The organism is Kitasatospora purpeofusca (assembly GCF_036010405.1).
Classification (GTDB): Bacteria; Actinomycetota; Actinomycetes; order Streptomycetales; family Streptomycetaceae; genus Kitasatospora; species Kitasatospora purpeofusca.
Genome location: NZ_CP108561.1, coordinates 4837804 through 4863627 on the forward strand (window position 1 = coordinate 4837804; position 25824 = coordinate 4863627).

The 25824-nt window shown below is 72.9% G+C and carries 28 protein-coding genes; 16 read left to right on the forward strand and 12 right to left on the reverse strand.

The annotated features are described in order from the left end of the window. Window positions 1-99: 99 nt before the first annotated feature. Window positions 100-702, forward strand: coding sequence for a GNAT family N-acetyltransferase (locus tag OG715_RS21430; RefSeq protein WP_266270446.1), 603 nt, complete (start codon window positions 100-102; stop codon window positions 700-702). A gap of 140 nt (window positions 703-842) precedes the next feature. On the opposite strand, the gene OG715_RS21435 is transcribed toward OG715_RS21430, so the two are convergent. Beyond that, window positions 843-1259 (reverse strand): ATP-binding protein, encoded by a 417-nt coding sequence (locus tag OG715_RS21435; RefSeq protein ID WP_266270447.1) that lies wholly within the window; start codon window positions 1257-1259, stop codon window positions 843-845. Window positions 1260-1444: 185 nt separating this feature from the next. Between OG715_RS21435 and OG715_RS21440 the strand changes: the two genes are divergently transcribed. The 4 genes from OG715_RS21440 (at window position 1445) to metG (ending at window position 4794) form a co-directional block, all read left to right on the forward strand. Further along, a complete protein-coding gene (locus OG715_RS21440; protein ID WP_266270449.1) occupies window positions 1445-2341 on the forward strand; it encodes a helix-turn-helix domain-containing protein in 897 nt (298 codons plus the stop codon). Window positions 2342-2343: 2 nt separating this feature from the next. Continuing rightward, window positions 2344-2544: a DUF397 domain-containing protein gene (locus OG715_RS21445; RefSeq protein ID WP_266270451.1), complete on the forward strand. Its 201-nt coding sequence runs from the start codon at window positions 2344-2346 to the stop codon at window positions 2542-2544. A gap of 34 nt (window positions 2545-2578) precedes the next feature. Next, complete coding sequence (locus tag OG715_RS21450) at window positions 2579-2770, forward strand: DUF397 domain-containing protein (protein WP_030392270.1); 192 nt, start codon at window positions 2579-2581, stop codon at window positions 2768-2770. A 293-nt stretch (window positions 2771-3063) separates the two neighbouring features. Then, window positions 3064-4794, forward strand: a complete 1731-nt coding sequence (gene metG, locus OG715_RS21455; protein ID WP_266270453.1) for a methionine--tRNA ligase — start codon at window positions 3064-3066, stop codon at window positions 4792-4794. A gap of 139 nt (window positions 4795-4933) precedes the next feature. Here metG and OG715_RS21460 read toward each other — a convergent pair whose 3' ends face one another. Then, window positions 4934-5410 carry a MarR family winged helix-turn-helix transcriptional regulator gene (locus tag OG715_RS21460; RefSeq protein WP_323182144.1) on the reverse strand — a complete coding sequence of 159 codons (477 nt, stop codon included), beginning with the start codon at window positions 5408-5410 and terminating at the stop codon, window positions 4934-4936. A gap of 117 nt (window positions 5411-5527) precedes the next feature. Here OG715_RS21460 and OG715_RS21465 point away from each other — a divergent pair, with 117 nt between their 5' ends. The 3 genes from OG715_RS21465 (at window position 5528) to OG715_RS21475 (ending at window position 6743) form a co-directional block, all read left to right on the forward strand. Beyond that, the gene (locus tag OG715_RS21465) at window positions 5528-5905 is read left to right on the forward strand and encodes a DMT family transporter (RefSeq protein WP_266270454.1); all 378 of its coding nucleotides are present in this window, start codon (window positions 5528-5530) and stop codon (window positions 5903-5905) included. A 66-nt stretch (window positions 5906-5971) separates the two neighbouring features. Further along, window positions 5972-6292, forward strand: coding sequence for a DMT family transporter (locus OG715_RS21470; RefSeq protein ID WP_266270456.1), 321 nt, complete (start codon window positions 5972-5974; stop codon window positions 6290-6292). 112 nt (window positions 6293-6404) lie between these two features. Beyond that, complete coding sequence (locus tag OG715_RS21475; RefSeq protein ID WP_266270458.1) at window positions 6405-6743, forward strand: DUF6087 family protein; 339 nt, start codon at window positions 6405-6407, stop codon at window positions 6741-6743. 46 nt (window positions 6744-6789) lie between these two features. On the opposite strand, the gene OG715_RS21480 is transcribed toward OG715_RS21475, so the two are convergent. Continuing rightward, window positions 6790-7701: a class I SAM-dependent methyltransferase gene (locus OG715_RS21480; protein ID WP_266270459.1), complete on the reverse strand. Its 912-nt coding sequence runs from the start codon at window positions 7699-7701 to the stop codon at window positions 6790-6792. A 29-nt stretch (window positions 7702-7730) separates the two neighbouring features. Beyond that, window positions 7731-8741 carry an NAD(P)/FAD-dependent oxidoreductase gene (locus OG715_RS21485; protein ID WP_266270460.1) on the reverse strand — a complete coding sequence of 337 codons (1011 nt, stop codon included), beginning with the start codon at window positions 8739-8741 and terminating at the stop codon, window positions 7731-7733. 202 nt (window positions 8742-8943) lie between these two features. Between OG715_RS21485 and OG715_RS21490 the strand changes: the two genes are divergently transcribed. Beyond that, on the forward strand, window positions 8944-10002 hold the full coding sequence (locus OG715_RS21490; RefSeq protein ID WP_266270461.1) for an aldo/keto reductase: 1059 nt from the start codon (window positions 8944-8946) through the stop codon (window positions 10000-10002). 33 nt (window positions 10003-10035) lie between these two features. Here OG715_RS21490 and OG715_RS21495 read toward each other — a convergent pair whose 3' ends face one another. Continuing rightward, window positions 10036-10968 (reverse strand): NAD(P)-dependent oxidoreductase, encoded by a 933-nt coding sequence (locus OG715_RS21495; protein ID WP_407661002.1) that lies wholly within the window; start codon window positions 10966-10968, stop codon window positions 10036-10038. A 156-nt stretch (window positions 10969-11124) separates the two neighbouring features. Here OG715_RS21495 and OG715_RS21500 point away from each other — a divergent pair, with 156 nt between their 5' ends. After that, window positions 11125-11439: a winged helix-turn-helix transcriptional regulator gene (locus OG715_RS21500; protein WP_266271767.1), complete on the forward strand. Its 315-nt coding sequence runs from the start codon at window positions 11125-11127 to the stop codon at window positions 11437-11439. Between the two features lie 31 nt (window positions 11440-11470). On the opposite strand, the gene OG715_RS21505 is transcribed toward OG715_RS21500, so the two are convergent. After that, the gene (locus OG715_RS21505) at window positions 11471-11893 is read right to left on the reverse strand and encodes a DUF350 domain-containing protein (protein WP_266270462.1); all 423 of its coding nucleotides are present in this window, start codon (window positions 11891-11893) and stop codon (window positions 11471-11473) included. Window positions 11894-12070: 177 nt separating this feature from the next. Here OG715_RS21505 and OG715_RS21510 point away from each other — a divergent pair, with 177 nt between their 5' ends. The 3 genes from OG715_RS21510 to OG715_RS21520 are packed head-to-tail and all read left to right on the forward strand — an operon-like array spanning window position 12071 to window position 15544. Next, window positions 12071-12442, forward strand: a complete 372-nt coding sequence (locus OG715_RS21510) for a hypothetical protein (protein ID WP_323182145.1) — start codon at window positions 12071-12073, stop codon at window positions 12440-12442. A 6-nt stretch (window positions 12443-12448) separates the two neighbouring features. Then, complete coding sequence (locus OG715_RS21515) at window positions 12449-13678, forward strand: glutathionylspermidine synthase family protein (protein ID WP_266270463.1); 1230 nt, start codon at window positions 12449-12451, stop codon at window positions 13676-13678. Between the two features lie 51 nt (window positions 13679-13729). After that, window positions 13730-15544 (forward strand): NHL domain-containing thioredoxin family protein, encoded by a 1815-nt coding sequence (locus tag OG715_RS21520; RefSeq protein ID WP_266270464.1) that lies wholly within the window; start codon window positions 13730-13732, stop codon window positions 15542-15544. Between the two features lie 103 nt (window positions 15545-15647). Here the strand turns inward: OG715_RS21520 and OG715_RS21525 are convergent, their stop codons facing one another. Then, the gene (locus OG715_RS21525) at window positions 15648-16961 is read right to left on the reverse strand and encodes a M18 family aminopeptidase (RefSeq protein WP_266270465.1); all 1314 of its coding nucleotides are present in this window, start codon (window positions 16959-16961) and stop codon (window positions 15648-15650) included. Between the two features lie 271 nt (window positions 16962-17232). Beyond that, window positions 17233-19062, reverse strand: a complete 1830-nt coding sequence (locus tag OG715_RS21530) for an acyl-CoA dehydrogenase (RefSeq protein ID WP_266270466.1) — start codon at window positions 19060-19062, stop codon at window positions 17233-17235. Between the two features lie 227 nt (window positions 19063-19289). Here OG715_RS21530 and OG715_RS21535 point away from each other — a divergent pair, with 227 nt between their 5' ends. Beyond that, on the forward strand, window positions 19290-19790 hold the full coding sequence (locus tag OG715_RS21535) for an SseB family protein (protein WP_380518932.1): 501 nt from the start codon (window positions 19290-19292) through the stop codon (window positions 19788-19790). A 141-nt stretch (window positions 19791-19931) separates the two neighbouring features. After that, window positions 19932-20891: a pirin family protein gene (locus OG715_RS21540; RefSeq protein ID WP_266270467.1), complete on the forward strand. Its 960-nt coding sequence runs from the start codon at window positions 19932-19934 to the stop codon at window positions 20889-20891. 63 nt (window positions 20892-20954) lie between these two features. Here the strand turns inward: OG715_RS21540 and OG715_RS21545 are convergent, their stop codons facing one another. From OG715_RS21545 to OG715_RS21555, 3 genes are all read right to left on the reverse strand, one after another. Continuing rightward, window positions 20955-21776: a protein phosphatase 2C domain-containing protein gene (locus OG715_RS21545; protein WP_266270468.1), complete on the reverse strand. Its 822-nt coding sequence runs from the start codon at window positions 21774-21776 to the stop codon at window positions 20955-20957. Between the two features lie 309 nt (window positions 21777-22085). Further along, window positions 22086-22730 (reverse strand): TIGR03086 family metal-binding protein, encoded by a 645-nt coding sequence (locus OG715_RS21550; protein ID WP_266270469.1) that lies wholly within the window; start codon window positions 22728-22730, stop codon window positions 22086-22088. Beyond that, window positions 22727-23632, reverse strand: coding sequence for an alpha/beta hydrolase (locus OG715_RS21555; RefSeq protein ID WP_266270470.1), 906 nt, complete (start codon window positions 23630-23632; stop codon window positions 22727-22729). Before OG715_RS21555 ends, OG715_RS21550 begins: the two co-directional genes overlap by 4 nt. 154 nt (window positions 23633-23786) lie before the next feature. Between OG715_RS21555 and OG715_RS21560 the strand changes: the two genes are divergently transcribed. Then, window positions 23787-24431 carry a TetR/AcrR family transcriptional regulator gene (locus OG715_RS21560; RefSeq protein WP_266270471.1) on the forward strand — a complete coding sequence of 215 codons (645 nt, stop codon included), beginning with the start codon at window positions 23787-23789 and terminating at the stop codon, window positions 24429-24431. 41 nt (window positions 24432-24472) lie between these two features. Here OG715_RS21560 and OG715_RS21565 read toward each other — a convergent pair whose 3' ends face one another. Continuing rightward, entirely contained in the window at window positions 24473-25813 is a 1341-nt protein-coding gene (locus OG715_RS21565) for an amidase (RefSeq protein WP_266270472.1), read from the reverse strand. Between the last annotated feature and the right edge of the window lie 11 nt (window positions 25814-25824).

The following is a 25824-nucleotide window of genomic DNA, read 5'->3' on the forward strand; positions in this document are numbered from 1 at the left end:
CCCGCAGGTTCTCCTGCGGGGCCCTGCTCTTGGCTTTCGATGTTTGAACTAAGGCAATAGTCCATTGCATCTAGTGCAGTCACGCGTTACCTTTCGATCATGACCGCGAAGCTTCCCTCCCCCACCACCCTCACCGGCCGCCACGTCCGACTGGAGCCGCTGGACCGCCGCCACCTGTCCGACCTGTGGGCCGCCGTCGGCCCGGACCCCGAGGTGTGGCGCTGGGTCCCGTTCAGCGCACCCGCGTCGGAGGAGGAGCTGGGCGCGATGCTGGACGTCCGCCTCGGCGAGGTGGCGACCGGGAAGGCGGTGAAGTTCGCCGTGATCGAGCTCGCGGGCGGGCGGGCGATCGGCGTCACCGGCTACTACGCGTTCGACGCGGAGGACGAGCTCGTCGAGATCGGCGGCACCTGGTACGCGCGGTCCGTGTGGCGCACCGCCGTCAACACCGAGTCGAAGCTGCTGCTGCTCACCCACGCCTTCGACGACCTGGGTATGGGCCGGGTGTTCTGGAAGACCGACGCGCTCAACGACCGCTCGCGCAACGCGATCCAGCGGCTCGGTGCGCAGTTCGAGGGCGTCCACCGGCGTGAGAAGCGGCGTGCCACCGGCGTGTGGCGCGACACCGCGTACTTCTCGATGCTGCGCGAGGAGTGGCCGGCCGCGAAGGGGCGGCTGGAGCAGCGGCTCGCGGCGGGCTGAGCGTCAGGTCGTGTCCTTCCGCGGCGCCAAGTCACCTCTGCCGGGGCGCCGTTCCCTCGGCTGACGGGTCGCGATGATCTGCGCCACCACCCCGACGAAGACCACCGACACCAACAGGCCCGTCAGCAACACCACGGCCATCAGCGATCGACCGCCGCCACGGCCCAGACCGCCTTGCCGCACACCCCGATGAGTTCCACACCCCAGTCATCGGCCAAAGCGGCGACGAGGTCAAGCCCCCGACCGCACGTTCGAGCCACATCCGGCTCGGGTCTGGCGGGCGGGGCGGGCGACCCGTCGGTGACGGCGATGTAGAGGCGCCCGCACCGGAGTTCGAGCGCGACGCTGGGTGCTCCGGCGCCGTGGAGCAGGGCGTTCGCGAGGAGTTCGGAGAGGATCAGGCACGGCCCGTCCGGATCGGCGCCGGTCGCCGTCAGCATGTCCCGCAACAGCCGCCGCACCGCACCTACCATTTCGAGGCTCGCGGGCGGGAAGAGGTCGACCCGAAATTCGCGGTCGGGGTCGGCGTCGAGAGGGCGCAGGAGCGGAAGCAACATCGACTGTCTCCAGTCCAGTTGAGGGAAACTGATCAACCATCAGTGAGCGTTGCGCTACTCAAGGTAGGCTCGGGCCTTCATTAATGCAACCACTCGAATGGGTGATCCTGCGGATCCGCCCTCAACGGCTGGCGCGGACCCACCCGTGCGCGCAACACTGCCGGTGCCACGGGAAGGGATGGACTTTGGCTCTGCGAGCGCACATCAGCGAGCGGCAGCGACGGTACGGCACCGAGATCCGCCGACTCCGACTGGACGCCGATGTGCCGGTCCAGGTCGCGGCAGCCCACATCGGTATCCGTGGTCCCCAGCTGAACCACATCGAAGCCGCCCGCACCGGTCTCGACGAGGAACGCCTGCGATCACTGGCTGCCTTCTACGGCTGCACGGATGAAGAGTTTCTCCGCACACTCGCCGCCATCGGAGCCAGCGACGGCAAGGGCTGGTGGAGCCGGCACAAGCGGAAGGTCCCCGACTTCGCCCTCGATCTGGCCGAGCTGGAGCACTGGACCACGGCGGCCTACCTCAACTACGAGACCTTCCTCATTCCGGGCATGCTCCAGACCGAGGACTACATGCGCCAGCTGTTCGGGACCGGCGAGACTCCGCTCTCGCCCGAGGAGATCGCCGACACGGTCCGTTTCCGCCTCGAACGCCAACAGATCCTCGACACGTCGACCGCGTTCCACTTCGTGGTCCACGAGGCCGCGCTACTGATGACGTTCGCCGGGCGCCACGTCATGCGGAACCAGTTGGCCCATCTCCTGGCCGTCGCGGAGAAACCCAACGTCACGGTCCAGGTCTTCCCGTTCAGCGTCAGGGCGACGCCGCCGTACAGCGGCCCCTTCCTCCTCACCGAACCGGCCTCACGTGCCCTCTCGACCGTGGTCATCGACACGCCAGGAGTTCCGATCTCCTACGCCCACCCCGAGACGGTCAACACGTTCCGAGGCCGCTTCGAAGCCCTCGGCCGACTCGCACTGGGTCCCGGGAGCGCGGGTACGTCCGCGCTCCCGGACTCCGAACGGGATTCCTGGGGAGTGATCCAACACATCAAGCACGGACTGGAATTGGAAAGGTAGTCATGTCGCGCACCTGGCAGAAGTCGACCAGCAGCTCGCAGGACGGCGGGAACTCGGTAGAGGTGTCCACCAACGCCGAAGGGCTCGTCGAGATCCGCGAGTCCGACGCCCCCGAATCCATCGTCACCACCACCCCCACGAAGTTCGCGCTCTGGCTCGAAGGCGTCAAGCGCGGCGAGTTCGACCACTTCACCCACGCCTGACCCACCGACCGAACCCCGAAGGAGCCCCACCCCCATGGACACCACCTGGCAGAAGGCCGCCCCCGGCGGCGAGGGCGAGGACGCCCTCGAAATCCGCACCGTCAACGGCATGGTCGAACTCCGCGACCCCAAGAACGACGCCATCATCGTCCGCACCACCCCCCGCAAGTGGGCCGCCTTCGTCCTCGGCGTGAAGGCCGGCGAGTTCGACCACTTCGTCGCCTAGCGGCCCGCTCCCCTCCCGTCGCCCCCTCGCGCCTCGCGAGGGGGCGACGGCCGCGCGGGAAGTCGGAGGGGCCGACTTGCTGTGCGGGCGGGGGAGCTTGGGGCCCCGGGGAAATGGGAGCGAAGGGACGGGGCCGGCGTGGATAGGATTGCGCAGCCCACAGTGGAACGTCGCTCTGGCCGGCCGACCGGGAGTCGGCGAGTGTGCCCGGATCCCGCCGCCGTCCCAGAGCCTGCGCCTGTCACGGCACTCCGGGACAGGGGTGCGTGCGGGAGAAATCGGAGCATCCGAGGATGGCTCGGCACCTGATCACCAGCGCCCTTCCGTACATCAACGGGATCAAGCACCTGGGCAACATGGTCGGGTCCATGCTGCCTGCGGACGTCTACTCGCGGTACCTGCGCCTGCGCGGCCACGACGTTCTCTACATCTGCGCGACCGACGAGCACGGCACGCCCGCCGAGTTGGCCGCGCAGGAGGCCGGGCTGCCGGTGGCCGAGTTCTGCGCGCGGGCGCACGAGCAGCAGAAGGCGGTGTACGACGGCTTCCGGCTGTCGTTCGACTACTTCGGCCGCAGCTCCTCGCCGCAGAACCGGGAGATCACCCAGGAGATCGCGCGCGAGCTGCACGCCAACGGCTTCATCGAGGAGCGGGCGATCCGCCAGGTGTACTCCAACACCGACGGCCGCTTCCTGCCGGACCGCTACATCGTCGGCACCTGCCCGCACTGCGGCTACGACAAGGCGCGCGGCGACCAGTGCGAGAACTGCACCCGGGTGCTCGACCCGACCGACCTGCTGGAGCCGCGCTCGGCGATCAGCGGCAGCGCGGACCTGGAGGTGCGGGAGACCACGCACCTGTTCCTGCTGCAGTCGAAGCTGACCGCGCAGGTGGAGGACTGGGTCGCCGCGCACGCCGACGAGTGGCCGGTGCTCGCCTCCTCGATCGCCCGCAAGTGGCTGACCGAGGGCCTGCAGGACCGGGCGATCACCCGCGACCTGGAGTGGGGCGTGCCGGTGCCCGCCGACGTGTGGCCGGAGCTGGCGGCCTCGGGCAAGGTCTTCTACGTCTGGTTCGACGCCCCGATCGAGTACATCGGCGCGACCAAGGAGTGGTCGGACGCGGCTCCGGCCGGCGAGCTGCGGGACTGGAAGTCCTGGTGGTACGAGGCCGACGAGACCGTCCGCTACACCGAGTTCATGGCCAAGGACAACGTCCCGTTCCACACCGTGATGTTCCCGGCGACGATCCTCGGCTCGCGCCGCCCGTGGAAGAAGGTCGACTACGTCAAGGCCTTCAACTGGCTGACGTACTACGGCGGGAAGTTCTCCACCAGCCAGAAGCGGGGCATCTTCACGGACGTCGCGCTGGAGCTGCTGCCCGCCGACTACTGGCGCTACTTCCTGATGGCGCACGCGCCCGAGTCGGACGACTCCAGCTTCACCTGGGACCTCTTCGCCTCCGTGGTCAACAAGGACCTCGCCGACACCCTCGGCAACTTCGTCAACCGGGTGCTGACGTTCAGCCGCAAGCGGTTCGGCGACGAGGTGCCCGCCGGGCACGCGGCGGGCGAGGCCGAGGAGCGGCTGGGCGCGCAGATCGCGGAGCTGCTGGCCGACTACGAGACCCAGCTGGAGGCGCTCAACTTCCGCAAGGCGACGCAGAGTCTGCGCGCGCTGTGGAGCGCGGGCAACGCCTACCTGGACGAGAAGGCGCCCTGGCTCCAGGTGAAGACCGACCCGGAGGCGGCGGCGCTGACGCTGCGCACCGCGATGAACCTGATCCACCTGTACGCGGTGGTCTCCGAGCCGTTCGTCCCGACGGCGGCGCAGGCGATGCGCGAGGCGTTCGCGCTGCCGGCCGACGCTCCGGCGCGCGGCCTCGACTGGGTGGACGCGGCCGGGGCCCGGGCGCTGGACGCGGTGCCGGCGGGAACGCCGTTCACCGTGCCGCCGGTGCTGTTCGCGAAGATCACGGACGAGGACCTGGCCACCTGGTCCGCCCGCTTCGGCGGCGGCGAGTAGGCGGCGAGTAGGCGGGGATCAGGCGAGGAACCGGCACAACGTAGGCGCGGAGCAGTAGCGCACGGCACGACCGCTCGGCCGTCCCTCCCGTTCGTGGGAGGGGCGGCCGAGCCGCGTTCGGGGGGCGACCGGCGCGGGTTCAGCCCAGGGCGCCGCGCGCGGCGCCGAGCAGCGGGGCCAGTTCGGGGGCACCGACGGCGGCCTCGTCGAGGGCGCCGGTGAGGGCCTCCTCGTAGGTGGCGCGGGCCTCCCGGTGGCGGGTCCGGCCGGCGTCGGTGAGCACGGTGTAGACGCCGCGCTTGTCGTCCGGGCAGAGGTCCCGGTAGGTGAAGTCGGCGGCACCGAGGCGCGCGACCAGCCGGGTCACGGAGCTCTGGTTGAGGCCGAGGCCGGTGGCGAGCTCCTGCATCCGCAGCTCGGACTTGGGCGCCTCGGCGAGCAGGCCGAGGGCCCGGTACTCGGAGAGCCCGAGTCCGTGCCGCCGTTGCAGGACGGTGGCGAGCCGGCCCTCGACCTGGGCGTGCAGCGCGGTGAGCCGGTTCCACATCCGGGCGTCGGCCGCGCCGTCGGGAGCCTCGGACGGGGTGGCGTCGGGGCTTGTGTCGGGGGTGGGCACGGGGGTTCCTCCCTGGCCGGGCTGGGTGGTTGACACAAGCTTACTTGTACATGCATGCTCTTGCCCAGCAGAAAGTGTTTGCACATACATGCAACAACTACTCGGGGGGCTCGTCCCATGGCCTGGATCCACCTGCTCGTCGCCGCCGTCTTCGAGGTCGTCTTCGCCCTCGCCACCAACGCCACCCACGGCTTCACCGAACTGGGGCCGTCCCTGCTGACGGCCGCAGCGGCCGCCGGCGGGATCTTCTTCCTCAGCCTCGCGCTGCGCACCCTCGACGTCGGCGTCGGCTACACCGTGTGGACCGGCATCGGCTCGGTCGGCACCGTCGCCCTCGGCACGGTGATCTTCGACGAGGAGATGAACGCCGGGAAGGCCCTCGCCTTCGTCCTCATCATCGGCGGGGTGCTCGGCCTCAAGCTCGCCGACCGGCTGAGCAGCCGCGGCGCCTCAGCTCCGGCCGCCGCTCCCGTGACCGCGTCCGCGTCCGCCTGAATCCCCTCCGCCACTCCGACCGACCCTCCGCACCGGCAAGCATCCCCACCAAGGAGTTGAACCGTCATGGCCTGGGCCTACCTGGCAGTCGCCGTCGTCTTCGAGATCGTCTTCGCACTCGGCACCAACGCCACCAAGGGCTTCACCCGCCTCTGGCCCTCCGTACTCACCCTGGCCGCCGCCGCGGGCGGCATCTACACCCTGAGCCTCGCCCTGCGCACCCTGGACGTGGGTGTCGGCTACACGATCTGGACGGGGCTCGGCTCGATCGGCACGGTGGTGTTCGGCGCGCTGATCTTCAAGGAGCGGATCACCCTGCCCAAGCTGGTCTCCTTCGCCGCGATCATCGCCGGCGCGGTCACCCTCAAGCTCTCCTCCGGGCTCTGACCCCGGGATCCCCCTCGCCGGAGGCGTTTTCACCCGATCGTGGAATCGCCCGGCCGGGGACGGATCGGGAAGACTGGCCGTCCCCGACCGATACCCGAGGGAGGCGCGGACGATGGACGCCGAGGAGGGGCCGCCGACCGACCGACCGCTGGCCGAGTGGTACGCCGAGCGGGCGCGCCGCCGCCGGGCACCGGGGGCCAGGGACGCGATCACCCTCGCCCCCGGCCCCCGGCGCGCGGCGCACCTCTTCCAGGACGTGCCGCGCCTCGTGGTCGAGTGGGACGGCCACGCCTGGCAACCGGTCGCGGTGGCCGAGAACTACGCCGAGGCGTACCCGCTGATCGTCCGCCAGGGGTCGGACGCCGCGCCGGGGCCGGTGTTCCCGCAGGCGGACACCCCGGTGCCGCTGCTGCGGAAGGGCACCGGACGGCACCGCAAGCCCGACCGGTGAGCGACTGACCAGTGAGCCGCTGACCGGCGATCCTCCCGAGGATCCGCTAGCGGTCGGCGGCCGCGCGGGCGGTGTGGACGGTGATCGCGGTGAGGTAGAAGGCGTCCGGCCGGGCCAGGATGCCGGCGGGCGCCTCCCGGTCCAGCAGGGCGTCCAGAACCTTCCGGTCGTCCGCGTCCAGCTGGGTGTCCAACTGCTCGCGCCGGCGGGAGAGCTGGACGTGCAGGAACTCGCGGGCCGAGGTGTCCAGCGGGGCCGGACGGTCGACCAGGAAGGTGCGGGTGCCGCTCGGCACGAGCCCGGCCTCCGCCAGCATGGCCGGCCAGTCCTCCACCGCCGCGACCGCGCCGGGCGTGGACTCGCGCATCTGCGCGAACACCTCCTCGTGCGCCGCGTCCAGCCGGGCCTGGAGGCCGGGACGGCCGAGACCGAGGTCGCGCGGGAGGTAGCGGGCGGGCAGGCCGCGCTCGGCGACGGCCAGCAGGCCGCCGGGGCGCAGCGTCCCGGCCAGGGCGGTCAACGCGGCCTGCTGGTCGCCGAGATGGTGGATCGCGTTGCCGGACCAGATCAGCTCGGCGCTGCCCAGGGTGCCGAAGTCCCCCGGCAGGTCGGCCTGTCGGGTGCCGACGCGGCCGACCGAACGGACCCGGGCCCGCTCCAGCAGGGCCGCCGACTGGTCGACCGCCACCACCTCGGCGGCCGGGAAGGCGTCCGCGAGCAGCCCGGCGATCACCCCGGGCCCGCTGCCCACGTCGAGCACCCGCTGGACGGGGGTGCCGTCCAGCAGGCCGCGCAGCCAGTGCGCGGCCTCGGTGACGGCCGGGGACTGGAGGTCGGCCTCGCGCTCCAGGTGGACGGCGAGGGCGTCCCAGTCGAAGTCGCCGTCGTGGCCGCGATGGTGGCCGTGGTCGTGGCCGGGGCCGTTCTGGTGGCCGTGCTGGTGAGTGTGCCCGGTCATCGGGTACTCCGTTCCTTCGAGGTGGGTGGTCACCGCGCCGGTGCGGCGGTGGGGACTGCGGTGGCGAGCGGAGCGGTGACGGCGGCGAGCGCGAGCGCGGTGTCCTCGTCGACCAGGTCGTGGTTGAGCGCGATGGCGGCCGCGGACCCCGCCCCGGCGGCGGTGATCACCTGGGCGCGCGGGTCGGTGAGGTTGCCCACCGCCCACACCCCGGGCACACCGGTGCGGCCCGTCCGGTCGGTGGCGACCCAGCCCTGCGCGTCCCGGTCGCAGTCCAGGCCGAACAGCGGGGCGTCCCGGGCCTCCGGGCGCGGCACGAGGAACAGCGCTTCGCGCGGCACGACCGCGCCGTCCGCCAGTTCGACGCCGTGCAGCCGGTCGTCCACGACGACCGCCCGCACGGCCTCGCCCTCGACGACCCGGACGCCCCGGGCGCCGAGTCGGGCCCGGTCCGCGCCGGCGAGGTCCAGGGTGTGCGCGAGCAGGACCACGTCCGCCGACCACTGGCGCAGCAGCAGCGCCTGCCCGACCGAGCCCGGGTCGGTGCCCAGCACGCCGAGCGGCCGGTCGCGCACCTCGTAGCCGTGGCAGTACGGGCAGTGCAGCACGTCGCGGCCCCAGCGTGCGGCGAGGCCGGGCAGCTCGGGGAGCCCGTCGCGCAGACCGGTGGCGACCACCACCCGGCGGGCCCGCAGAGCTCGGCCCTCGGCCGGGTGGACGTCGAAGGCGGGGGCACCGGTGCCCGGCACCGGCACGATCCGGTCCACCCGGCCGTCGAGCAGATCCACTCCGTAGCCCCTCAGTTCGGCCCGGCCCGCCGCCAGCAGCTCTCCCGGCGGCATGCCGTCGCGGGTGAGGAAGCCCCGCAGGTGCGCGGCCGGGGCGTTGCGCGGCTCTCCGGCGTCGACCACGGCCACCCGGCGGCGGGCCCGGGCCAGGACCAGGGCCGCGCTCAGCCCGGCGGCGCCACCGCCGACCACGACCACGTCGTAGCCGCCGTCGGCGGCCCGGACGCGCACGTCGCTGTGTGTGTCGCTCATCGCGATCACCTCCACTGCCAGGCTGCGCCGACCACCGCCCGGGAGGCAACTTTCGTTGCTGTTTCGGCAACGCCTCCTGCCCTACCGGGTGAAGCGCCCCTTGCGTTCGAGCGCACTCCAACTCCTAAGGTCGGCACGGCCGACCCGGCACCCCGGACCTCGGCGCGGGCACCCCGCGACCGCTGAACCAGGAGGAACCACCATGCGCTACCGCGTCCTCGGCGGCACCGGCATCGAGGTCAGTACCTACTGCCTCGGCACCATGATGTTCGGCGCCATCGGCAACCCCGACCACGACGACTGCGCCCGGATCGTCCACGCCGCGCTCGACGCCGGCATCAACTTCGTCGACACCGCCGACATGTACTCGAAGGGCGAGTCCGAGGAGATCGTCGGCAAGGCCCTGGAGGCCCGCGGCGACCGCGACGACGTCGTGCTCGCCACCAAGGTGCACTTCCCGATGGGCGAGGGCCGCAACCGGAGCGGCAACTCCCGCCGGTGGATCGTCCGCGAGGTCGAGGAGAGCCTGCGGCGGCTGCGCACCGACCGGATCGACCTCTACCAGGTGCACCGGCCCGACCCCGGCACGGACGTCGAGGAGACCCTCGCCGTGCTCGGCGACCTGGTGCGGGCCGGCAAGATCCTCGCCTTCGGCTGCTCGACCTTCCCGGCCGAGGAGCTCGTCGAGGCCCACCACGTCGCGGAGCGGCGCGGTCTGCCGCGCTTCCGGACCGAGCAGCCGCCGTACTCGCTGCTCGCGCGCGGCATCGAGCGGGACGTCCTGCCGACCGTGCGGCGGCTCGGCATGGGGGCGCTGACCTGGTCGCCGCTCGCCTCCGGCTTCCTCACCGGCCGCTACCGCAAGAACCGGCCGATCGACATGGGCACCGGTCGCGCCGCCCTGATGCCGGCCAGGTTCGACCCGGCGCTGCCGGTGAACCAGGCCAAGCTGGACGCCGTCGAGGAGCTGACCGCCGTCGCCGAGGACCTCGGCCGCACCCTGCCCGAACTCGCCCTGGCCTTCCCGCTCGCGCACCCGGCGGTGACCTCGGTGATCATCGGCCCGCGCACCCTCGGCCAGCTGGAGGCGGCCCTCAAGGGCTCCGACCTCGTGCTCGACGACGCGGCCCTGGACCGGATCGACGCGATCGTCCCGCCCGGCACCAACGTCTACCACCCGGACGGGGTCTGGCAGCCGCGCGCGCTCACCGAACCGGCGCTCCGCCGGAGGCCGGAGGCCGACCGCCGGGCAGCCGGCTGAGCACCGGGGGGAGCATCGGGGTCTCGGTCCCGGTCACCCGCGCAGCAGGTCGACCACGCCGGCGAGGTCCTCGACCCCGTGGCGCGGGTCGGCCGCCAGCCGGCGCCCCATCAGGTCGAACCAGGGCGTGAGCAGTTCGGCGCTCACGCCCTGCTCCTCGGCGGTGCGCAGGAAGGTCGGCACACCGGCGACCTGCATGGCCAGATCGGAGACGACGCCCTCGGTGTAGTCCCCCGTCGCCAGCCGCCGCGCCGTGGTCGCGACCGAGCCGGTCATCGCGGTGAGCCAGGAGGAGAGCAGCGGCGCCAGTTCGACCGGGTCGACGGACTCCTCCCGCACCAGCGCGAAGGCGTGCGCGACCCCCGCGAACATCCCGTACATCGCGCTCAGCAGGGCCACGTCGTGCAGCGCGGCGAAGCCGGCGTCCTCGCCGACCCAGCGGGTGGCGGCCGGAACGGCGAGGACCTCGCGGTGCTCCTCGAAGAGCTCCGGCGAGCCGCTGTAGAAGACGTACGGACCGGCCTGCGGGACGCCAATCATCGGCGGGACGGCCATGATGCCGCCGTCCAGGTAGCGGGCGCCCCGGTCGGCGGCCCAGGCGGCCCGGGCACGGGCCGTGCCCGGGGTGCCGGTCACCAGGTCGACGAGGTCCTTGCCGGTCAGGTCGACCCCGGCCAGGGCCTCCCCGACCGACTCGTCGTCCAGCAGGCAGACCACCACCAGCCGGTTGGCGGCCACCGCCTCGGCCGGGGACGCGGCGACGGCGGCGCCCTTCGCGGCGAGCGGTTCGGCGCGGGCGGCGGTGCGGTTCCAGACCGTGAGCGGGTGCCCGGCGGACAGCCAGGCCCCGGCCAGCGCGGTGCCCATCGCGCCGAGTCCGAGCAGGGTGAGCGGGGTGAGCGGGGCGGGGCCGGTGGCTGTGGGGTCGGTGGCTGCGGGGCGGGTGCCGGTGTCGTTCGTCGTCATGCCCACCAGGCTCGTCGCCCGCCCCGGAAGTGCTCAAGTACGCACTTCGGAGTGGGTGGTTACCCTGAGGTGAGCGAGCAGGTCGGCGGAGGGCGGGGGCAGGACGTGGCGACCAGACCGAGGCCCGGCGCGTACGTGTGCGGGATCGATGCCGCGATGGACGTGATCGGCGGCAAGTGGAAGGTGCTGATCCTCTGGGCCCTCGGCGAGCGGCCGAGCCTGCGCTTCGGCGCGCTGCGCCGCCACGTCCCCGGGATCACCGAGAAGGTGCTCGCCGCCCATCTGCGCGAGCTGGAGGCGGACGGCATCGTGCACCGCGCCTCGTACGACGAGGTGCCGCCGCGGGTCGAGTACTCCCTCACGGCGGCCGGGCGGCGGCTCAACGAGGCGCTGGCCCCGCTGGGCGCCTGGGGCAGGCGGCACGTGCTGGACGGCGCCCCGGAAGCGGTGGGACCCGCCGAGGAGGCGTAGCGCCCCGCCGGCACCGCGGCCCCGCCGGGGGTCAGGCGATCGAGGCCGACACGATCGCCGCCACCGCGAGGTTGCAGCTGGCGGTCACCCAGACCGCCGGGTGCGGTTCCGGGTCGACCAGGATCGCGCCCAGCTTGCCCGGCGTCAGCACGTCCACCACCCAGAACGCGACGGCCATCAGCACCAGGCCGAGCACCCCGAAGCAGACCGTGGAGACCAGGCCCTTCCCGAAGTCCTCGTAGGTGTAGAGGATCGCGGTGAAGACGATGCCGCCGATGCCCAGCAGCGCCGAGCTGAGCAGCAGGGCGGCGTTGCGGTTGCGCTCCACCCAGATCTGGTGGCCCAGCCGCCCCGGCGTGAGGGCGTCCACCAGCAGGATGCCGAGCAGCAGCAGGACGACGCCGACGCCGCCGAAGGCCGCCGCCGCGCCGAGTCCGTGCAGGATGTCGTTCATGGGTTGTCCAGCCCCCCGGGTCCGTGTCGCAGGTCGCTCCTCGTGCGGGCGGGCCGCCCGCGTGGGGCCCGGTCCCGCGGTCAAGGATCGGCAAAAGATAACGCATCGGGGCCGGATCGGGCCGGGGAACCGGGGTCCCTCCCGTACTATCCGGGCCCACGCGTACCATCTGACGCCATGACGCAGCCGCCGCCCGCCAGCCCCGCCCCGAGACCCGAGCCCGCGGTGCCCGGAGCACCGGGCACCGGCACCCGCCGCCGGTCCGGGTTCGTCGCCCTGGGCATGGTCGGCACCCTCGCGCTCGCGCTCTCCGGCTGCTCGTCCTCCTCCGGCGGCAACCCGCCGAGCCGCTGCGTCGACCCGAACACCCTCAAGGTCCTCGACAGCCACTCCTGCTCCGGCGGCAAGGCCGCCGGAGCCACCGCCGGCCGCTGGTACTACTGCGGCTCCGGTGCCGCCGATGCCGTCGGCGGCACCTTCGACAAGGCCGCCACCAAGCGCGGCGGCTTCGGCTGCCCGGCCGGCTCCAGCGGCTCCGGCGGGGGCTGATCCGCCGTGCGCCGCCGTACCGTCGAACCCCGCCCGGACTGGCTGACGACCGTCGAGGGCCAGGGCCTGATCTACGCGATGTGCTCGGACCCGTGCAACCAGGGCGGCCCGCACGCCTACTGGGACGAGTCCGCGTACTACGAGTTCTCGCTGCCCGAGGTGGAGGCGCTGGAGGAGGTGGTCGAGGAGCTGCACGGGATGTCGCTGGCCGCCGCCGGCCACGTGGTGCGCACCGGCCGGTTCGCCGAGTACGGCATCACCGACCCCCGGCTGGTCGCCGCCGTCACCGAGTCCTGGCACCGCCGCGACGAGCAGCCCTCCCTGTACGGGCGGTTCGACCTCGCGTACGACGGCACCGGCCCGGCGAAGCTGTTCGAGTACAACGCCGACACCCCGACCTCGCTGATCGAGGCGGCCGGTCCGCAGTGGTTCTGGATGGAGGAGCGGTTCCCGCAGGCCGACCAGTGGAACTCGCTGCACGAGCGGCTGGTGGCCGCCTGGACCCGGCAGAAGCACCTGCTGCCGCCCGGTCCGGTGCACTTCGCGCACTCGCGCGGCGACACCGAGGGCGAGGACTGGATGACCACCCTCTACCTCCAGGAGTGCGCCGAGCAGGCGGGCCTCGAAACGGTCGGCATCGCCATGGAGGACATCGGCTGGGACGGCCTGTCCGGCCGCTTCGTCGACCTGGAGCACCGCTTCGTCCGCTCCGCGTTCAAGCTCTACCCGTGGGAGTGGCTGGTCTCCGACGAGTTCGGCGAGCAGCTGCTGGACGTCGTCGACCTCGGCGGCTCCACCGGCTCCACGCTGTGGATCGAGCCGCCCTGGAAGATGCTGCTCTCCAACAAGGCGCTGCTGGCAGTGCTCTGGGAGCTGTACCCGGGACACCCCAACCTGCTGCCCGCCTACCTGGACGGCCCGCGCGAGCTCGCGGACCCGGACGGCCCCGGCTACGCCGCGAAGCCGCTGCTCGGCCGGGAGGGCGCGGGCGTACGGATCGTCGAACCGGGCGGCCGGGAGACCAGGCTCGCCGACTGGGCCGGCGACCCGGACCGCTACGGCGCCGAGGGCCACTGCTACCAGCAGCTCCACCCGCTGCCCGACTTCGACGGCAACCGCCCGGTGCTCGGCACCTGGGTCGTCGACGGCGAGGCCGCCGGCCTCGGCATCCGCGAGACCGACGACAGCCCGATCACCCACCAGGGCGCCCGCTTCCTCCCCCACCTCATCGTCTGAATCCCCGGACGCACCGGAATGCGGACGGCGGCGGTGCTGTTTGATTGGCTCATGGCATCCCGTGCACGTGTACGCGCCCCCGAGCTGGTCGGGGCAGGCGGTTGGCTCAACACCGGTGGCAAGGAGCTCACGCTCGCCGACTTCCGGGGCAAGATCACCGTCCTGGACTTCTGGACCTTCTGCTGTGTCAACTGTCTGCACGTCCTCGACGAGTTGCGGGAGCTGGAGGAGAAGCACCGCGACACCCTGGTGATCGTCGGCGTGCACTCCCCCAAGTTCGTGCACGAGGCCGACCACCGGGCCGTGGTGGACGCGGTCGAGCGGTACGAGGTGCACCACCCCGTGCTGGACGACCCGGAGCTCGTCACCTGGAAGCAGTACGCGGTGCGGGCCTGGCCGACGCTGGTGGTGATCGACCCCGAGGGGTACGTGGTCGCCCAGCACGCCGGCGAGGGGCACGCGCACGCGATCGCCCGGCTGGTCGAGGAGCTGGAGGCGGAGCACGCCGCGAAGGGGACGCTGCGGCGCGGCGACGGCCCGTACGTGGCGCCCGAGCCGACCGCCGGGGACCTGAAGTTCCCGGGCAAGGCGGTCCGGCTGCCGAACGGCCACTTCCTGGTGGCCGACTCCGGGCACCACTCGCTGGTCGAGCTGGAGGCGGACGGCGAGACCGTGGTCCGCCGGATCGGCGACGGCGTGCGCGGCCTGGTGGACGGCACCGGCCCCCGGTTCAGCGAGCCGCAGGGGCTCGCGCTGCTCCCGGCCGGGTCCGCGTACGACGTGATCGTCGCCGACACCGTCAACCACGCGCTGCGCGGCGTCCGGCTCGCGGACGGCGAGGTGACCACCCTGGCCGGCACCGGCCGGCAGTGGTGGCAGGGCTCGGCGACCGAGGGCGCGGCCCGCGAGGTCGACCTCTCCTCGCCGTGGGACGTCGCCTGGTTCGACGGCCGGGTCTGGATCGCGATGGCCGGCGTGCACCAGCTGTGGGCGTACGACCCGGCCGCCGGCACGGTCGGCGTCGCGGCCGGCACCACCAACGAGGGCCTGGTCGACGGCCCCGCCGCCGAGGCCTGGTTCGCCCAGCCCTCCGGCCTGGCGGTGTCGGCGGACGGCGAGCGGCTCTGGGTCGCGGACTCCGAGACCTCCTCGCTGCGCTGGGTTTCACGTGAAACCAAGGAGGTGCACAGCGCCGTCGGCACCGGCCTGTTCGACTTCGGGCACCGGGACGGCGCGGCCGAGCAGGCGCTGCTCCAGCACCCGCTGGGCGTCACCGTGCTGCCGGACGGCTCGGTGGCCGTCAGCGACACCTACAACCACGCGCTGCGCCGCTACGACCCGGCGAGCGGCGAGGTCAGCACGCTGGCCACCGATCTGCGCGAGCCCTCCGGCGCCGTGCTGGTGGACCAGGACATCGTGGTGGTCGAGTCCGCCCGGCACCGGCTGACCAGGCTGCGGCTGCCCGAGGAGGCGGTCCGGGTGGAGGCGGTGGCGCACCGCACCCGGCGGGCCGCGACCGAGGTGGCGCCGGGCGTCCTCCGGCTGGACGTGGTGTTCCGGGCGCCGACCGGCCAGAAGCTGGACGAGCGCTACGGCCCGTCCACCCGGCTGCTGGTCAGCTCAACCCCGCCCGAGCTGCTGGTCTCCGGGGCGGGCGCGGACTCCGCGCTCTCCCGTGAGCTGGTGCTCTCCGCCGAGGTGGCCGAGGGCGTGCTGCACGTCTCGGCGATGGCCGCCTCCTGCGACGACGATCCGGCGATCGAGTACCCGGCCTGCCACGTCCACCAGCAGGACTGGGGCGTGCCGGTACGGCTCACCGCCGACGGCGCGCGCCGGCTGCCGCTGGTGCTGGCGGGCATGGAGTAGCCGAACGCCACGACCCCGCAGGTCACAGCCGTCGCCACGACCTGCGCGGAGGGCCCGGCGAGCGCGTGCTCGCCGGGCCCTTCCGTGTCGTGCGCCGGGGGCCTCAGCCCTCCAGGAACGCCTTGATCGCGCTCGCCAGCAGGTACGGGTCCTCCGCGCCGCACAGCTCGCGCGCCGAGTGCATGGACAGCGCGGCGATGCCGCAGTCCACGGTCTGGATGCCGAGCCGGGCCGCGGTGATCGGGCCGATCGTCGTCCCGCAGGGCATGGCGTTGTTGGAGACGAAGGTCTGCCACGGCACGCCGGCCTTCTCGCAGGCCGCGGTGAACACCGCCCGGCCGACGCCGTCGGTGGCGTACCGGTTGTTGACGTTGACCTTGAGGATCGGCCCGGCGTTCGGCAGCGGGTGGTGGCCCGGCTCGTGCCGCTCGCTGTAGTTCGGGTGGACGGCGTGGCCCATGTCGGAGGACAGGCACACGGTGCCGGCCAGCGCCCGGGCCCGGTCCTCCAGGCCGCCGCCGCGCGCGTACACGCTGCGCTCCAGGACGTTGCCGAGCAGCGGGCTCTGCGCGCCGGTGTCCGACTCGCTGCCGGTCTCCTCGTGGTCGAAGGCGGCCAGCACCGGGATGTACGGCAGGGCCGCGCCCTCCGTCTCGGCCGCGGTGGCCACGGCGGCCAGCGCGGCGGTGGCCGCGTGCACGGAGAGCAGGTTGTCCAGTCGCGGACCGGCCAGCAGCTCGCGGTCCCGGCCCAGGTAGGAGGCGGGCTGGACGTCGTGGGTCATGAGGTCCCAGCCGCTGATCTCCGCCGGGTCGACCCCGGCGCGCTCGGCGACGTACTCGATCAGCGCGCCCTCGTCGACCGGCCCGAGGCCCCAGATGGGCGTCAGGTGGCGCTGCTTGTCGAGCTTCATGCCCTCGTTGACCTGGCGGTCCAGGTGGATCGCCAGCTGCGGCACGCGCAGCAGCGGCTCGTCCAGCTGGACCAGCCGCCGGCTGCCGTCACGCAGGGTGATCCGCCCGGAGAGGCCGAGGTCCCGGTCGAGCCAGGTGTTGAGCGGCACGCCGCCGTAGATCTCCACCGCGACCTGCCGCCAGCCCGCCGTCCCGGTGTCGGGGATCGGCTTGACCCTCAGGTTGGGCGAGTCGGTATGGGTGCCCACCACGCGGAACGGTGTCTCCGGGCCCGCGCCGGCCGGCACGTACCAGGCGATCAGCGCGCCGCCGCGGACGACGTAACGGCCGCCGGCGACCCCGTCCCAGGCGTCCGTTTCCAGTACCTGCCGGAAACCGGCTTTCTCCAGCCGCTCGGCGGCGCTCGCGACCGCGTGGTAGGGCGATGGCGAGGTGCCGAGGAAGGCGATCAGGTCATCGGTGTGCGTCCGGTCGAAGAAGGCCTGGCGGGCGGCGGTCGACATGCTGCTCCTGGGTCGAGGGAGGGCCGAGGCCGAATGGGAATCGGCTTCGCACCTTGAGCATATGCCCGTACACGGACATGACACTCGGAGCATCCCAACGGATGCAGAACGCAGACAGAAACGTGAACTGCCGGGATCTGACGGCCCGCCGGACGCCCGGACGGTGCCCTTCCGGGCATCCGCCGGACCGCCCCGGGGTGCGCCGAAGGGCCCGGTCGTGGGACCGGGCCCTTCGGCGCGAGGGTGGGTCAGGCAGTCGGTGCGGGCGGCGTCAGAACGCCCCCTCCGCCAGGTCCATGATCTCGTTGTCGATGCCCTCGGCGATCAGGCGCTGCGAGGCGACGGTCGGCAGGATGTTCTTGGCGAAGAAGCGGGCGGCCGCGACCTTGCCCTGGTAGAACGGCACGTCCTTCTCGGAGGCGCCGGCCTCCAGCTTGGCCAGGGCCACCGCGGCCTGGCGCAGCAGCAGCCAGCCGACCACGACGTCGCCGGAGACCATCAGCAGGCGGGTGGTGTTGAGGCCCACCTTGTACATGTTCTTGACGTCCTGCTCGACCGAGGAGAGGTCGGCGAGCAGCTTGCCGACGACGGCCTCCAGGTCGCCGGCGGCCTTGGCGAGCAGCTCGCGCTCGGCGGCCAGGGCGTCGCCGCCCTCGGCGGAGCCCAGGAACTTCTGGATCTGCTCGGACAGCGCGGTGAGCGCCTGGCCGCCGTCCTTGACGATCTTGCGGAAGAAGAAGTCCTGGCCCTGGATGGCCGTGGTGCCCTCGTAGAGGGTGTCGATCTTGGCGTCCCGGATGTACTGCTCGATCGGGTACTCCTGCAGGTAGCCGGAGCCACCGAAGGTCTGCAGGGACTGGGCGAGCTGCTCGTAGGACTTCTCCGAGCCGTAGCCCTTGACGATCGGCAGGAGCAGGTCGTTGAGGCGCTCGGCGGCGCCGTCGTGCTCGCCGCGCAGCTTGGCGGCCATCATGTCGTCCTGGACGGACGCGGTGTAGAGCACCAGGGCGCGCATGCCCTCGGCGTACGCCTTCTGGGTCAGCAGCGAGCGGCGGACGTCCGGGTGGTGGGTGATGGTGACGCGCGGGGCGGTCTTGTCCAGGAACTGCGAGATGTCGGCGCCCTGCACGCGCTCCTTGGCGTACTCCAGCGCGTTCAGGTAGCCGGTGGAGAGGGTGGCGATGGCCTTCGTGCCGACCATCATCCGGGCGAACTCGATGATCTTGAACATCTGACGGATGCCGTCGACCTTCTCGCCCAGCAGCCAGCCCTTGGCCGGGTGCTTGGCGCCGAAGGTCATCTCGCAGGTGTTCGAGGCCTTGAGGCCCATCTTGTGCTCGACGTTGGTGGCGTAGGCGCCGTTGCGCTCGCCCAGCTCGCCGGTCTCCCAGTCGAAGTCGAACTTGGGGACGATGAACAGGCCCAGGCCCTTGGTGCCCGGCTTGCCGCCCTCGGGGCGGGCCAGCACCAGGTGGATGATGTTCTCGGACATGTCGTGCTCGCCCGAGGTGATGAAGCGCTTCACACCCTCGATGTGCCAGGAGCCGTCCTCCTGCTTGATCGCCTTGGTGCGGCCGGCGCCCACGTCCGAGCCGGCGTCCGGCTCGGTGAGGACCATGGTGGAGCCCCACAGGCGGTCGGTCATCCGCTGGGCGACCTTCAGCTGCTCCTCGGTGCCCTCGTCGGCGACGACGCCGGCGAAGGCCGGGCCGGAGGAGTACATCCAGATGGCCGGGTTGGAGCCGAGGATCTGCTCCGCGAAGGCCCAGATCAGCGAGCTCGGGGTGACCTGGCCGCCGATCGACTCCGGGATGCCCAGGCGCCACCACTCGGCGTCCATGTACGCCTGGTAGCTCTTCTTGAAGGTCGCCGGGACCGGCGCGGTGTTGGTCTCGGGGTCGAACACCGGCGGGTTGCGGTCGGTGTCGGTGAAGGACGCGGCGAGGTCGTTCTCGGCCAGGCGCGCGATCTCGCTCAGGATGTTCTTCGCGGTCTCGACGTCCATGTCCGCGAACGGTCCGGTGCCGTACACCTGCTCGCGGCCGAACACCTCGAAGAGGTTGAACTCCACGTCCCGCAGGTTGGACTTGTAGTGACCCATGGCCGTTTTCTCCGGTTCGTCGCTTCCGGGAGACCGCCGCGTTCGGGCGCCCCGTACCCACCAGTAGGCCTCATGATGCTACCCAGCGGTAACTTGTTTCAAGCCCCAGCCGGTGAATCCCTCGTGGATTCCGCTATGAACGTGGTCACGTCCCACAAGCCGGGGCGGCCACTCCTTGTCAGGATCGACGCCCGCACGGGTGGCCGCGCTCCCGATAGCCTGTCCGTGTGTACGGCTATGACCAGAACGCATACCCGGGCGATCCCTACCAGCAGGCGGGGCCGCAGCCGGGCATGAACGGCATGCCCGGCCCCGGCCCGTACGGCGAGCAGCCACCGGGAGCGCAGCAGTCCCTCTACCCGGAGCCCTCGCCGCCGTCCCTGGCGGACGCCGTCCGGGCCTTCACCACCGGCTCGATGGCGGTCGAGGACTTCCAGGCCATCTTCATCACCTCCAAGGTGCACTGCCCGCGCGGCGAGCGGCCGGGCTTCCTGGCGCTGCACAACACGCCGACGCCGGTGATCCCGATGTTCAGCTCGCTCAAGGAGCTGCGGCGCTACGCGGGCAAGGAGTCCAAGTACTTCAGCGTGTCCGGCGCCGAGGTCCTCGACCTGCTGCCGACCGGCTACGGCTTCGCGCTGGACATGGAGGGCGAGCACCGGATGGTGTTCGACGCCAAGGCGGTCGAGCAGATGGTCGACTTCACCATGCGCCGGATGTACGGCTGACCGACGATGGGCCGGGGGGCCGCCCGGCCCCCGGTCCGATCTCCCGCACCCATTTGGTTAAAAATTCAACTTGCTTCTAGTTGATGATTGAACTAATCTCGTGGACGTAGGCCAGAGGAACATCCCCCGAAGGAGGCCGACATGCCCGCCGTGACCGTCGACAACCCGCTGACCCTCCCGCGCGTCACCACCCCCGACCCCGCCGTCACGGGCGCCAGGCCGGTCCTCACGGTGGCCACCGCCCCCGAGGGCTTCGAGGGCGAGGGCTTCCCGGTCCGCCGCGCCTTCGCCAAGATCAACCAGAAGTACCTCGACCCGTTCATCATGATGGACCAGATGGGCGAGGTGGACTACGCGGCCGGCGAGCCCAAGGGCACCCCCTGGCACCCGCACCGCGGCTTCGAGACGGTCACCTACATCATCGACGGGACCTTCATCCACCGGGACTCGCACGGCGGCGGCGGCACCATCACCGACGGCGACACCCAGTGGATGACGGCCGGCTCCGGCCTGCTGCACATCGAGACCCCGCCCGAGTCGCTGGTCCGCTCCGGCGGCCTGTTCCACGGCCTCCAGCTGTGGGTGAACCTGCCCGCCTCGGACAAGATGATCGCCCCCAAGTACCAGGACATCCGCGGCGGCAGCGTCAAGCTCCTCAGCACCGAGGACGGCGGCGCCCTGCTCCGCGTCATCGCCGGCGACCTGGACGGCCACCAGGGCCCCGGCAGCACCCACACCCCGATCACCATGGTCCACGCCTCGATCAGCCCCGGCGCCCAGCTCACCCTGCCCTGGCGTCCCGACTTCAACGCCCTCGCCTACGGCCTCGCCGGCAGCGGCACGGCCGGCACCGAGCACCGCCCCTTCCACCGGGGCCAGGCCGTCGTCTTCGGCGACGGCGGCTCGATCACCCTGCGCGCGGACGAGAAGCAGGACTCCCGCGACAACAACTTCGAGGTCGTCCTCCTCGGCGGCCTCCCGATCCGCGAGCCCGTCGCCCACTACGGCCCGTTCGTCATGAACAGCCACCGCGAACTCCAGCAGGCCATGGAGGACTTCCAGGCCGGCCGCCTCGGCACCATCCCCGCCGACGGCCACTGAGTCCGGGCACGAGGGAGGGGCGGAGCCGGGCTACCGGCTCCGCCCCTCCCTCGTGCGTCACCCCTACAACAGGGCGTAGAGGGCCGAGGCGTCGTCGTGGGCCTTGCCGCGGGGCCAGCGTTCGCAGCCGGCGTCGGTGCGTTCGACGGCGCGGACCTGGGCGATCAGCTCGGCCGGGCCGGACTCGCCGAGCAGGCGCAGGGCGTCGCCCCAGCTGCCGAGGCCGAAGCGGTCGGTGAAGCGGGCCGCGCCGTCGGAGAGGGCGGCCACCGCGCGCAGTCCGGCCAGGGGCACGAAGCCGGTCTCGGCGTGGGTGGCGGCCTTGGGGCTGGCAGCGGCGATCCAGGGGCCGGTGCCGGAGTTCCGGGCGGCGCGGACGGCCAGGGTGTACTCCAGGTGCAGGGCGGCCCGTTCGGCGGAGCCGGGCACCGTCGACCACACCTGCCGGCGCAGTTCCTCCCCGCCGGGGAAGCGCTGGTTGTCGCCGATCACCCGGGGCGGGCCGTCGGCCGGTTCCAGCACCAGCAGGGAGTCACCGAGCACCAGGTACTCCAGCGAGGCGCCGTGCCGACGGGCGGCGACCACCATCGCGGCGGGCGTGTTGGGGTGGGCGAGGTCGCAGCGGCCGCCGTGCAGGGCCGCCGTCTCCGCGATGGCGTCGGCCAGGCACTCGGCGATCGAACGGTCCGGGCGGTCGGTGAGCCGGGCCAGCAGGTGGACCCCGAGTCTGCGGACGTACCAGGCGGTGCCGTGGCGGCAGCCGGACTCCAGGCCGGTCGGCGAACTCGATCCGTCGAGGAGGACGAGTGCCTCGGAGGTGGCCGCCGCGAAGTCCTCGCTCTCGCGGTCGGGCCGCCGTGCTTCCCCTGCGAGCTGTACCTGCATCCCGACAGTGTGCGCGCCGGGTGCGGCGCGCGCCCAGACCCCTGCACGCGCCGCGCCGCGCGCTCCCGGTGGCAGCGCGGGTGATCCGGCCATACCGTCGGAGCACGAGTGGACATTTCGGCCGATCAGGGCCGTCCGGGTTTGGGACCACCTTCGGGGGATCCTCGCCCCCGGCGCTGACGAGGGCGAGGAGCGAGAGATGTTCTGGCAGTTCATCGTGCTGTTGGTGGCGACGATCGGCTTCCCGACCGCCACCCTGCTGTTCCTGATCGGCGGACCGCGCTTCCCGGACGAGCGGCGCGACGACCGCTAGCGCGCGCCTTTCGAAGCAGGCAGGACGGCCGCGGACCAGGACGGGTCGCGGCCCAGCAGGGCGAGCACGCGGTCGAACGGCCCGGTCCCGGCCGGTACCGCCCGGACGGCCGCGAACGCCTGCCCGGACCCCCGTGCCCCGGCGCCCGCCGGGACGGCCCCGGCCACCGCGAGCAGCGCCCCTACCAGTGGCGGTTCGGCCTCGACCGCCGCCACCAGCCGGGCCGGCGAGCCCAGCGCAACCGCCACGTCCCAGGCGTGCACCAGGGTGTCCAGCAGGTGGAAGCCGATCGCCCGGTCGAGCGGGAACGGCCCGCCGTCGCCGATCTCCGGCAGGTGGAGCGGGGCGGGGTCCGCCGCCGCGCCGGCGGTGGCGAACGCGGCGGTCAGTCGCTCCGCCGACCGCCGGAACGCGCCCGCCGGATCGCCGTGGACCGGGACGTCGCGCCAGTGCGCGCGGTCCGCCCCGGCGCCGAGGGCCGCCGCGGCGAAGCCCCGGTGCTGCCCGACCGCGTGCTCCAGCAGCCGCCGCAGCGGCCATCCGGCGCACGGCGTCGCCAGCACCAGCTGCTCCGGCTGCACGGTGTCCACCACGGCGGCGGCCGACTCCAGTGCGCGGGTGTGCAGTTCGAGGAGATTCATACCGCGCCCACCGCCGTCCCCGGTCCGTCCGCGGTCCGGGGGTCGAGGGCCGTCCCGGCGGCCAGGAAGCCCGTCACCTGGTCGAGCACGGTCGGCTCGGTGAGGATCCGGCGGTGGCCGAGGCCCCGGGTGGCCAGCAGTTCCAGCCGCTCCCCGTACGCCGCCCGGAGCCGGCGGGCGTGCGAGAACGGGACCACGTCGTCGTCCTCGTCGTGCGCGACCAGGATCGGGAGCGCGATCTCCCCGGGTTCGCGGGCGGCGTCGAAGTGGGTGCGGATGTCCGCCACCCCGGGGAACATCGCGCCGCTCGCCTCCCGGCGGCGCAACTCCCTTTCCACGGTGGCGTTCAGGCCCAGCCGGTCGCAGAACGCGGTCGGCAGCCAGGAGAGCTCGGAGGCGCCGGAGAAGGCGACCAGCCGCTCCGCCCGCAGGCCCTCGCGCAGCGCCAGGAAGGCCGCGTTGACGCCCAGCGAGTGGGCGACCACCGCCTCGAAGCCGCCGTACCGCTCCTGGAGCCGCAGGGCGACGGCGCGGTGGTCCAGCACGGTGGCGGTGCGCCCGCCGGAGTCGCCGTGCCCGGGGGCGTCGTAGCCGACCGCGGTCAGGCCGAGCGCGCGCAGCCGGGGCACCAGCTCGGCGAAGCGGGAGGCCCGCGAGCGCCAGCCGTGCATCAGCAGGACGGGCCGGGAGCCGTCGCCCCAGTGGTGGACGACGACCCGCACGCCCCCGTGCCGGAGGGTCCCGGTGACGGCCCGGTCGTGGACCTCGCGCTCGCCGGGGCGGACCCGGCTGCGGCGGAAGGGGTGGCGGTAGATCTCGAAGGCGGCCCGGCCTGCGAGCCCGGGGGCGGCCTTCGAGGCGGTGTTCAGGGTGGTGCGGATCAGTGCGACGGCCGGGTCCATGCGGAACTCCTGTGGGTGCCGAGGGGCAAGAGAGCCGAACTCGGCGAGATATTAGCACGACCGTTCGTGCTTTTTTCAGATCGGAGGACGCTCCCCGCTACCCTGGCCACACGGACGGAAAGGCCGGGGAACGGCCGGAGGACTGGGGTGAGCGGTGGCCGGATCGACCACGGACGGACGGGTGCTGCGCGGCGAGGAGACCCGGCGGACGGTGCTGCGCCGGGCCGTCGGGATCGCCTCGGTCGAAGGGCTGGACGCGCTGTCGATCGGCCGGCTCGCCACCGACCTCGGCCTCAGCAAGAGCGGGGTCTTCGCCGGCTTCGGCTCCAAGGAGGAGCTCCAGCTCGCCACCGTGCGGGCCGCCCGGCGGATCTTCGCCGACGCGGTGCTCGCACCGGTCCGCGACGAGCCCCCCGGCCTGCGCAAGGTCCGGCTGCTCTGCGAGTCCTGGCTGGCCTACTCGCGCGCCCGGATCTTCCCCGGCGGCTGCTTCTTCTACGAGGTCAACGCCGAGTACGACGCCCGTCCGGGCCCGCTGCGCGACGTCCTCGCCGCCAACTGGCGGGAGTGGCACGCCACCGTGCTCGGCCTGGTCGCCGAGGCGATCGACACCGGTGAACTGCGGCCCGACGCCGACCCGGAGGACATCGCCTTCACCCTGATCGCCCTGCTGGAGAACGCCAACCCGCAGGCCCTGCTGTTCGACGACGACACCCCGTACGACCGGGCGCACCGCGCCGTGCTGCGGCGGCTGCGCTCCGACGCCACCGACCCGGACGGGCCCGCGTTCACGGCCTGAGGCCCGGCCTCCAGGTGGTCGGCGAGGCCCCGCCGCACGGCTCAGCCGCCGTCCAGCACCTGCTCCAGGACCGCCGCCAGCGCCAGCAGCCGTTCGTCCGCCCCGGCCTCGCCGACCACCTGGAGGCCGAGCGGCAGGCCCGCCGCCGTCACCCCGGCCGGCAGGCTGAGCGCGGGCAGACCGGCGAAGCTCCAGGGCAGTGACATCACCGCGCTGCCGGTGCTGCCCAGCCCGAGCGGGGCCGGGCCGGTCGCCGAGGGCGCCAGCAGCAGGTCCACCCCGGCCCGCTGCCGCCGCTCGGCGAGCCGCTCCCGGAAGGCCGTCCGGGCGCGCAGCGCGGCCGCCCGGTCGGCCGGGTCGACGGTCCGCCCGTGCCGGATGCTCGCCGCCGTCTCCGGCCGGTAGAGGTCGCCGAAGCGGGCGAACCAGTCCTTGTGGCTCGCGGCCATCTCGAAGCGGTTGACCGTCTGCGCCTGCCGCTCCAACTCGTCGAAGTCCGGCAGCAGATCGAGCCTGCGGACCGTCAGCCCGCGCGCGGCCAGCAGGGCCAGCTGCCGGTCGAACGCCTGCCGCGCCTCCGGCCCGGCCCGGTCCAGGTACGGGCCCACCGGGACGCCGAGCACGGGCGCCCCGTCCGACCACGCCCCGCCGTTCTCCCCGTCGTCCGGCCCGGCGGCGTCGTCCCAGTCGTCGCACAGCAGCGGGGCGGCCAGCGCGGCGCCCGCCAGATCGGCGGTGAACAGGCCGACGGTGTCGAGGCTCGGCGCGTTCGGGAGCACGCCCGCCGTCGGGATCCGCCCGAAGGTCGGCCGGAAGCCCACCACCCCGCAGTAGGCGGCCGGGCGGACCACGGAGCCGATCGTCTGGGTGCCGATCGCCAGCGGCACCAGTCCGGCCGCGACCGCCGCCGCCGAACCGCTGCTGGAGCCGCCCGGGGTGTGTTCGGGGCGGTGCGGATTGCGGGTCCGGCCGGGCGCGCTGCCCGCGAACTCGGCGGTCACCGTCTTGCCGGCGACCAGCGCGCCGGCCGCCCGCAGCCGGTCCACCACGGTGGCCTGCGGCCCGGCCAGGACGCCCGGCGGCAGCACCGAACCGCCGTGCGTGGGCAGGCCGTCGACGTGCAGGATGTCCTTGATCCCGACGGCCACCCCGTACAGCGGCGGCGCCTGCGCCGGGTCGGGATGCCGGGCGGCCAGCGCCCGGGCCTCGGCCTGCAGCCGGTCGGCCCGGCCGGGTTCGGGGACGAAGGCGTGGATCAGCGGGTCCACCTGCTCGATCCGGGCGCAGAGCCGGTCGACGTGGACGGCCGGGGTCGGCACACCGGCCCGCAGCGACGCGGCCTCACGCACGAGCGAGCGGGGCCGGACCAGGGACTTGTCCATGGCGCCCACGG